The sequence below is a fragment of the Peptoclostridium sp. genome (assembly GCF_009881055.1).
Taxonomy (GTDB): domain Bacteria; phylum Bacillota; class Clostridia; order Peptostreptococcales; family Peptostreptococcaceae; genus Peptoclostridium_A.
In genome coordinates this window covers 1-8,175 of the sequence record NZ_WXFG01000006.1, presented here as the reverse complement: position 1 = coordinate 8,175, position 8,175 = coordinate 1, and the positions used below count along the sequence as shown (strand labels likewise).

Annotated in this window: 6 protein-coding genes; 3 read left to right on the top strand and 3 right to left on the bottom strand. The window is 41.5% G+C overall.

The genetic code is table 11. From position 1 onward, the window contains the following. Positions 1–151: 151 nt before the first annotated feature. On the bottom strand, positions 152–1,078 hold the full coding sequence (locus GT589_RS01370) for an IS3 family transposase (RefSeq protein ID WP_293394846.1): 927 nt from the start codon (positions 1,076–1,078) through the stop codon (positions 152–154). A gap of 32 nt (positions 1,079–1,110) precedes the next feature. Between GT589_RS01370 and GT589_RS01365 the strand changes: the two genes are divergently transcribed. From GT589_RS01365 to GT589_RS01355, 3 genes are all read left to right on the top strand, one after another. Then, positions 1,111–2,331: a plasmid pRiA4b ORF-3 family protein gene (locus GT589_RS01365; protein WP_293394842.1), complete on the top strand. Its 1,221-nt coding sequence runs from the start codon at positions 1,111–1,113 to the stop codon at positions 2,329–2,331. A gap of 170 nt (positions 2,332–2,501) precedes the next feature. After that, complete coding sequence (locus GT589_RS01360; protein WP_293394839.1) at positions 2,502–3,503, top strand: leucine-rich repeat domain-containing protein; 1,002 nt, start codon at positions 2,502–2,504, stop codon at positions 3,501–3,503. A gap of 104 nt (positions 3,504–3,607) precedes the next feature. Beyond that, complete coding sequence (locus GT589_RS01355; RefSeq protein ID WP_293394836.1) at positions 3,608–6,619, top strand: leucine-rich repeat domain-containing protein; 3,012 nt, start codon at positions 3,608–3,610, stop codon at positions 6,617–6,619. A gap of 119 nt (positions 6,620–6,738) precedes the next feature. Here the strand turns inward: GT589_RS01355 and GT589_RS01350 are convergent, their stop codons facing one another. Next, a complete protein-coding gene (locus GT589_RS01350) occupies positions 6,739–7,539 on the bottom strand; it encodes an ExeA family protein (RefSeq protein WP_293394833.1) in 801 nt (266 codons plus the stop codon). After that, a partial coding sequence (locus GT589_RS01345) for a Mu transposase C-terminal domain-containing protein (protein WP_293394830.1) occupies positions 7,532–8,175 on the bottom strand: 644 nt, incomplete at its 5' end. The genes GT589_RS01345 and GT589_RS01350, both read right to left, overlap by 8 nt.

Sequence of the window (8,175 nt, the reverse complement as noted above, 5' to 3'; positions counted from 1 at the left end):
GACTCGCCCAAAATCGGGTGTATAATGCATTTAAGGGACAGATGCTTGTTTTAAGCACCTATCCCTTAACTTATACAATAAAACTGCATCAGTTTTTAGAGTTTACACAAAATCTGAAACATACCCCTAGTTGTTGAATCAAATGAACCTTCTAAGCAAGCCGTCTTATTTCAGATGGCGTCAAGGAAGTCTTTGATTGAATTCTTATATTGTTGTAATAGTGGATAAATTCGTTTATTAATTTTTCGGCTGTCTTTTGAGTATCCAGAGTATTTCTGTATATACACTCAAGCTTGAGTGTTGCAAAAAAGCTTTCAATCACGGCGTTGTCTGTAGGAGTTCCTTTGGCAGACATAGAAGCATTTATATTGTTCTTTTTTATGAAGTTATTATAATGATTGTTTGAAAATTGAACTCCCTGATCGCTATGTATGAGTATGGGGATGTTGTCATCTATTCTTTCTTTATTTAATGCATCCTGTATTATTCTTTTGACCAGATGAGTTTTTTGAGATTTATAGAGTCTGTGTTTTACTACATATCTGTCATAAAGGTCGATAATAACATAAAGATACAGTCTGCCTTCGTTAGTATCTATTTTTGAAATGTCTATGCACCATTTGAGATTGGGCATGAATGCGCTAAAGTTTCCCTTGAGTTGATTTCGGTATGTATGGATTGCATGATTTATAATTACATTTTTCTTGGTATACAGAGCTTTTGATAATCTCCCGTATTTCCTCATTATCCGGTAGGTTTTGCTTTCACCTATGCATATACCGGATTTTGCAAGCTCTCTTTGCATCCTTCTGTATCCAAGTGTATCATGATGCTTATTTTGAATTTCAATGATTCTATTTAAAATTATTTCATCGCAGTTCTCATTTTCCATTCGGTTAAGCCACTTGTAGTATCCGCTTCTGGAAACCTCGAGAAATCTGCACAGTTTTACAATTGATATTTTAGTGCAGAATTTTTTTATTATTGAAAAGCGAATAGATTTTGCTGTGTAGACTGGATGTGTCTTAAAATAATAGAGTAAATCTTCAAGACTGCTTATGGCGGTTTTTAGAAACATAATGATTGGTCTCCTTTTGAAGTTTAATCAATATGTTTCCGATTATAGCAATAATTGGATTTATTGAAAAGAATGTGGGTTTAAAGACAAGCCTTGCGGGAGGAAGCATGATTATAAGATGCACAAAAAAGCTGATGGACGAATTGGTGTTGAAGCCGACGCTTCAGAAAGAGGAAAGTCCTTTGTTTTCATGGCATTCCAACGTTATAACCATAGACAGAAAAAAGGCCGTGGTTATGGTCAATGACAGTAGTAGGTACGCTGTAGTTTTGTTCGGACTCAAAAAGAGGGATTTTCAAAACCTGGGGAAACTTGTTTTGTCGGCGATTAAGGACGCATTCAGTGAAGAATGCATAGATGACGCGGTGGCGGCACACTATATAAGCAATGCGGGAGAGGTTTTATTCGCAAAGGCAGAGGACAGGTCTTCGCTTGCAAGGGTCAACAAGGCGGCTGGATTTGTGGATGCTTATTATGATTATGTTCTGGCGGATTCAATAATTCAAAGCCCTTTGAGTGTGAGGATAAGCAGAATTCTGGTAGGTGCGGGAAAAGGCTCTAAGGAATACAAGTATCCGAATGAGGAGCTTTATGCTGACCTGGAAGAGCTCTGCAAAAAGCCAGCGCTGAAGTGCAGGGCTGCTGTGATGAAGGTAAAGCTAGACCTGGAGAGCTTTGACGTTTGGAGAAGGATCACTGTTCCGCTAAATTATACATTCGAGATGCTCCACAAGACTTTGCAGGCGGCTTTTGGATGGAAGGACTATCATTTGCACGAGTTCTACCTATACAGGGAAAAGGCGCCGGTGGATATTGAGTACGTCAACCATCCGGGTTTTCACAAGGATGGCTACAAGCCGTTGATGAATATTGTCTGCGACGAAGAAGCCTTTGCATACCCTAGCGATGTGCCTATGCGCATGGAAAATGAGGTAAGGCTTTCGGACTACTTTGATATTGGCTGCAAATCAGCCAAGTACGTGTATGATCTGGGGGACGACTGGCAGCATTATATAGAAATAGAAGAAGTGATAGACGATTTTAGAAGTAATTATCCAGTATGCTTGGAAGGAAGAGGGGATACTCCTCCTGAGGATGTGGGCGGAGAATCGGGATATGAGCAATTTGTAAGGGCGATGGCGGATGAAAATGACCCTGAACATGACGAATATGTGCTTTGGTCAAAGGGAATGGGTTATGAAGGCTTTGACATTGAAAAGGTAAACAGGAGACTGAAACTCATATTCGGGTAAGCTATTTGCTAGTGATGGCTAAAAGATCATTGGGACTTATTATAAAAAAGCGACAAGGCTATGAAATATGGATGCGGGATTTTGTACGCGTCCATTTCTTATCCAGAGGACATTTCACAGGGAGTAGTGTTAAAATACTAACAAAAATTTATTGGGGAGAGATCGCACTTATGAACAAAAGATTAGCTGCACTATTTATTACAATTTTCTTTCTATTTTCAGCACTCGCCAGCTGCTATGCAGCTGAATCATGGGAAACCTGGAGCACAAAGACGACTGACAATCCATATAAAGACTGGACCGTTGAATTCAGCAAATACGTGAGCAGCGATACAGTTAACAGCAGCAAAATATTCATAACCGACAGCACTGGAAACAATATTCCTGCGGAAATATCCATTTCGGAGAATAAAATCAATATCAAACCTGAACATGCATATGTTGCAGGTGAAAGCTATTATTTGTACATATCAAAAGACATACAGTCGGGTGATGGGGAGAGTTTGCAAAGTGGCATCAGGATGCCGTTTGTATACGAAGAAGAGTATGACGAGGTGATTCACTTTGCGGATCCAAACCTTGAAGCTGTAGTTAGAGGAACCATTGGAAAACCCACGGGTGAAATCTATAGGTCAGACGTTCAGAATATAACGGAATTATATGCTGATCTTAGTGATATAAAAAATATAGAAGGTGTTCAGTACTTGTCTAATCTTGAACATTTAGGTCTTTTCTATAATGACAATATTAGCGATATATCTGCGCTGTCAAACTTGTCTAATTTGAAAAGTTTGCAGCTTGGTAACAACAATATAGAAGATTTATCTCCTCTGGCAAATTTGACGAATTTGGAAAGGCTTTATCTAGGGAATAACAATATAAGCGATATATCTTGCTTATCTAACTTGAAAAACTTGAAATATTTAGACCTCCACAATGGTAAAGCAACAAGTTATAACCACAACGATATAAGCGACATATCGCCTCTTTCTAATTTGACGAAATTAGAGATGTTACATCTTTTCAACAATGGCATAAGTGACATATCGGCGTTGTCAAGTTTGACAAATCTGAAATATCTTTGGCTAGGATATAATAATATAAGCGATTATTCTCCTATCGATGGATATCGTGAAAATCTAAAAAACAATATATTTGAAGATGCTTTTTAAGTCTATGAGCAAATCACCAAGTGAGTAGTTTCAGGCAAATTCGATGGTCAATTCATAGAAAAAATTAGTGGTTTATAACATCTTAACAGGAAAGCGGGTTATTTATGAATAATAGACATACCAAAAGAATAATATCCCTAATGCTGACTATGCTAATGATGCTTGTAAGCATGAGCACATCTTTTGCAGCACCGGGAGACGTCATAAACACTTCAAATCGCTCGGTATATAATATAACAACTGATGCCAAAGCGGTTGAGGAGCTCGTAAGCGACCTAAACAACGGGGAGGAGGGAAACCTCTTTCCCATTGAGGGCATCTCAGACAACTTCTTGCAGGAGCAAGACAATGGGCAATACATAAACCCTTTTGAAAGATACCAGGCAAGAAAAAGCGCCCTTGCGCAGCTGCTTGCCGACAGCGGCTTGGACTTAGGCGACAAGCAGGCAGTGGAAGACTATCTGAAAAGCAACATGCCACAAGTCGAGCAAGCGATTGCTTCAGCCGATTCGGGTCTTGCAAGGCATGATGTGAATGTTGCGGAATGGGTGCATGCCGAGGATACGGATGAAAACAGCGTGGAGGTTTCTGAAAGTGCCAAAGTGTTTTCACAGGAAGAATCAGAAGATTTTGTGTCTAGCGTGGTGGATGTTCAGGTAAATGAGAGTGGGGAGACGTCCTTTGCGCTTGAAAGCATGCCAGAATCAGCCGAAGAGCTGGAAACTGGAGACATATTCATAGTAAATCCCGGCGGCTCAGGAGAGGTGTTCATAGGAAAGGTCAAATCAATAGAGCAGGAAGAGGTGGGAGCCAGCATAGTGGCATCGGCTCCGAGGCTCGAAGAGGTGTTTTCGGATTTCGACATTTCAGTATCCCAAAGGATATCCTCGTCGGATATCGTATCATCCCGCTTCATAAATGGAGTCAGCCTAGAAGACTCCGGGAATCTCTCGTCTTTTGAGTCCACTTTAAAACAAGGATTCAATTTTGATCAGCTGTACAAGAAGTTCCTGCTTTTATTCAGCCACGATGAGGCACCTGACATTTCCCTTGGCATAGACAATGCGGTAATATACGATGGGGACGGCGACTCGGAAACTGAAGATGACCAGCTGGTGATTAACGGGAGCATAGAGCTCAATGATGCGTCGATAGACTTTGACTGCTCAGGAAAAAATTTCATGCAGGATAGGCTTTATGCAAGGTTCACTGCGACGCCCGATGTAAACATTGCTTTAAGCGGGAAACTGAGTGAGACTGTAAGCCTTGAAGACTTTAAGAGTCAGTGCAAGGAGCAAAACCTTAAGCCCGCTGTCGGCAGTAAGTTTGCGGAGGGAGTGGATATAAACGACAAGGTTGTTCTTGGAAGCATTGCGGTAAATCTAGGAACGCTAACACCTGTATGTAAATTAGGCGAACCCGAACCCATATCGACCCAGCTTACAGCTGCGATACTGTTTACTTGCAGCTTGGAGGGCACCATTTCTGCTCAGATAACATCGGCATTCAACTGGGACTGCTATCTGGATAGGGGCTTTGACTTCCGAAGAGACGGATTGGCATATTATCTTGAGAAGGAGTACAACGTATTTGCAGACGGCGACTGCCCTAGCAGGAATGTCATAGGAGCCGAGCCTACGGAAGAGGAAAAAAGCACGATTCCCGATGTGGATTGGTCGATTGCAGGAAATGGCGAAAAGTCAATAAGCGCAAAGATTGGGACGGATGTTGCGTTGTACGTGGCCAACATTATTCCGGCTATGATAGAAAACCAGTTCATCACAAAGACAAATGTGACCGGAAGTTTCTCGATTGAAGATGATGGAATTTTCAATGAGGCGTCAGGGAGTGTGGATGTTGGTTTCGAGTCCAGCATTTTGGCAAGACTCAAATTCGCAGGAGATTCGTGGCTGACTGATAAGATTACTTTTGAGTATTCAAAGAAGCTCTATGAAAATACTTTTTTCCATAAGGAATTTCAAGAGGGGAAAAGAGTTGACTTCCCGGATCCTTATTTGGAAGCGGCAGTGAGAAGAGCAATCAACAAGTACGAGGGGGATATTTTCAAATCAGACGTGGAAAAAATTACAGAATTACATCTTGACGATGCAACTAATCTGGAAGGCATTCAGTATCTAACTAATTTGGAATGTTTATACTATAACGGAAATCAACTTAGTGATATAACACCTTTAGCAAATTTGACTAATTTAAGAGAATTGCACATGTCTCGTAATCAAATAAGCGACATATCCCCTTTAGTGAATTTAACCAAATTAGAAATGTTGGGACTTAATAATAATCGAATAAGCGATATATCACCTATAGCCAAATTGAATAATTTGTTTTGGTTGGATCTTACTAACAACCAAATAAGCGATATTTCCGCATTGGCAAATTTATCAAAATTGCAATATGTGTACTTAGATAGCAATCAAATAAGCGACATTTCTGCGTTGGCCAAGGCTGAATTGAATAATTTACAATATTTAAATTTTGGGGGAAATCAAATAAGCGATATATCGCCTCTAGCAAATTTAAATAATTTGCAGGAGTTGCAACTCGCGTGCAATCAAATAAGTGACATATCGCCTTTGGCCAATCTGACAAATTTAGGTGGCTTATATCTTTATGCCAATCAAATAAGTGATATATCACCTTTGGCTAACTTGACAAATTTAGGTGGCTTAGATATTGCAAGAAATCAAATAAGTGATATTTCGCCTTTGTCAAATTTGATTAACCTCCGCAGCTTGTATCTTTCCGGCAATCAAATAACCGATTATAGCCCTGTGTTCGGATATTATGAGAATATTTGGTATATATGGAGAGATTTTTCTTTAAGCAGCTTGGATTATGCAAAGTGCCTTATGGGAATTGGCGACTATTATAATGCGGTTGTATACGCAGGAATGGCTATAGACAGTGGATATGAGGAGGGAAGTTACGTAATGGCTGAAGCTGCTAAAGAATTGGCAGACGCGGCGTATTATGCTTATCACGAGGGTGACAAGGAGAAAGCTAATAGCTACTATCAACTTTTAAGTGTAACATCTGGTGTTCCAGAACAAATCAGAATAGACGCAATTAACAATCTAGACTGGCTTGAATGGTAATATGTTATAAATCACCAACTTTGTCTACGAGTTGACCATCGATGTTGCCTCAAACTGCTCGCTTATCTTGCCGTGATTAGGTTCTATTTTGGCCATGACAAGATTGTCATGGCCGTACTTTAAGGGAGTTTTCCATCGATTACTGTTCTGATCATGTGGTCGTCGACCAGCTTCTTTGCTCGCTGTGAGGCATACATAAGCGCATGAGTACATACTTTGTTGATGGCTCTAGCTGAGCCGGCCGAGTACTTGTAGACCTCGTCAATTGCCTTGTCGGTGAAAACTTCCTGTGCACCCTTTGCGTATGCAAGGTGCGCAGCTATGTATTCTTGGGTCTGAGCTCGGTCATACTGCGGTATTTCGCACTTGATGTCGATTCTTTGGCGAATCGCCGCGTATCTTTGAAGCTTGAGCTTGTCCCATAGCTCATTTTGACCAACAAGGATAAGAGCCATCGGGTTTAAGGAGTCCATCTTATAGTTGAGCAGAAATCGGATTTCTTCAAGTGTTTCCCGGTCGAGAAGATGCGCTTCGTCGACTATTGTAACAACTGTCTTGCTGTGAACACCGCGGATAACCTCCAGATGTTGATGAAGCTGTCGTTTCGAGTCACCACGGTAGAACTTGGATTCTACTCCGAGCTGATCAAGAAGGCCCTTATAGAACCATCTTGGAGTCAGTTTTGAATCTGAAAGGTACAGCACCTGGTAGCGGTCTGAGGGAAGCGAGGCTGTGAATTTTCTAATGGCAGTTGTTTTGCCGCAGCCTACATCTGCCGTAACCAGGGCAAACAGGCGTTTTTCTGCGACAAACTCAAGTCTTCCGAGAGTTTCATCAAGCATTGGCGACATGTAGAGATTACCCACAGGTACGCTGTTTACAAATGGCGTATGCTGCATCTCGAAGAAGGCTTCATACATTTTCTTTCACCTCCCGATTCTTTCTAAAGACGACAGCGATGTCTTTCTTAGTCCGGTTGGTGATGTTGGCTTTGTTTAGTGCTTCCAAAAGCCTTGACCCATCGGCTTTTACGGGAGCAAGCTCCTGAGGCAGAAAGGCTCTAGCGCCGCAGTTTTCTCCTATTTCAAGCTCTTTTGCTTTGAAGGACTCAAAATCCTTATGGTGAATTTCAACTTCGTGCGACCATGACGGATCATAGCGGACCTGTACTTTTCTGCCAATGAGCTGCAGTCCGACTTCATACTTTTTGCCAGCGAAGCTGACGCAACCGGTCTTGTCGACAAGCCTTTCATTGGTATGCAGGAAAGCCTCGGTGCAAGCCGCCATGTCTATGAACTTAAGGGGCCGAGAGTCGGTTTTGAAAGCCGTATCCGGTGAGATTCCTCCGAGTCCGTAATGCTCTGTTTTGTGGTAGTGGCTTGAAATCCATAGCTGAAGATAATGGTTGAGCTCATCAAGTGAGGTTATGTTCATCAAGGCTACTTCCGAAAGAAACGAATCCACTCTGCGGTTGAAGGCCTCGATTTTGCCTTTCCCCTCCGGGTGGTAGGGCTTTGCGAATAAGAGCTTGATTCCAAGCCTTGTGCATGCTCTTT